Source organism: Photobacterium sanguinicancri (assembly GCF_002265265.1).
Taxonomy (GTDB): domain Bacteria; phylum Pseudomonadota; class Gammaproteobacteria; order Enterobacterales; family Vibrionaceae; genus Photobacterium; species Photobacterium sanguinicancri.
The window spans coordinates 1-917 of record NZ_NOIF01000392.1 but is presented as its reverse complement, the minus strand read 5'-3'; the positions used below and the strand labels follow the sequence as shown (position 1 = coordinate 917).

General features: G+C 35.2%; 2 protein-coding genes. Both read left to right on the top strand.

Annotated features, from left to right (window positions below; all coding sequences use genetic code 11):
* Nucleotides 1-721: site-specific integrase (locus ASV53_RS25685; RefSeq protein WP_189337966.1), on the top strand; the 721-nt coding region annotated here is incomplete at its 5' end.
* A 3-nt stretch (nucleotides 722-724) separates the two neighbouring features.
* The coding region (locus tag ASV53_RS24230; protein WP_141226324.1) for a hypothetical protein at nucleotides 725-917 on the top strand (193 nt) is incomplete at its 3' end.

The window sequence follows — 917 nt, the reverse complement described above, 5'->3', positions numbered from 1 at the left end:
CTATAGGAAAGAAGAATTTTTAAGGTTTATAGGCCACATTACAACTAAAAATAAATTCCTTAAATCCAGAAACTTACTAATGTTTTCAATCTGTTACTTCTGCGGATTAAGACCTCATGAGCTAACAAGAGATGGTAACTGGACAATACAGAGATTAAAGAAAATAATTGATAAAAATGCTTCCGAGACAGCTTCAACTAAACTAATCGTAACTGGTAAAGGGAGAGGTGCAGGTAAGCTAAGGGAGATTGTAATATATCCAGAAGTCTACCAAAAATTAAAGCAATACCTGTATGAAGATTTACCTGCATTAGAAAAAAAGACTGGAGTTAAGGTAGATGGCTCTATCTTTGTTGACAAAGATGGAAGACCACTAATTGATCCATCTTACTTAAGTAAAGTTTGGCGACAAACGAAAGATAAATTTTTATTTGAAAATGATCTAGATCCTTACCAGAGAGAGCTTTGGAATCAAAGAGATTTATATTCAACCCGGCACTGCTATGCGACAAACCTAATCATAGAGCAAAGAAGGAATGGTAAAAGTATTGATCAGATTGTCACCGCTGGACTTTTAGGTCATAACTCAATCGATACAACGATTGCGAGTTATATCTATACAGCAGCAGTTCTGTTGGAAGATGAAAAAATGAAATTGCAGGCCGAAAAAGCTGCTCACGCATGCGTGGAAAATATGAATCATATTGTTAACGAAGGATAATTAATGAGCAATCCAATCGTAAAATCGCAACGTTTTCCTTTCGGTTCTACGGATGTAAAAGAGGAGGTGTTTTCTGATACGTTTGTAAGATTTCATGCAGTGGAACATGATGAAGGTTCTGCAATAACAGTGATTGAGATAAATAAACCTTCATGTGGATCACCATTTTGGGATTGTATTTTTGGTTATATTAACT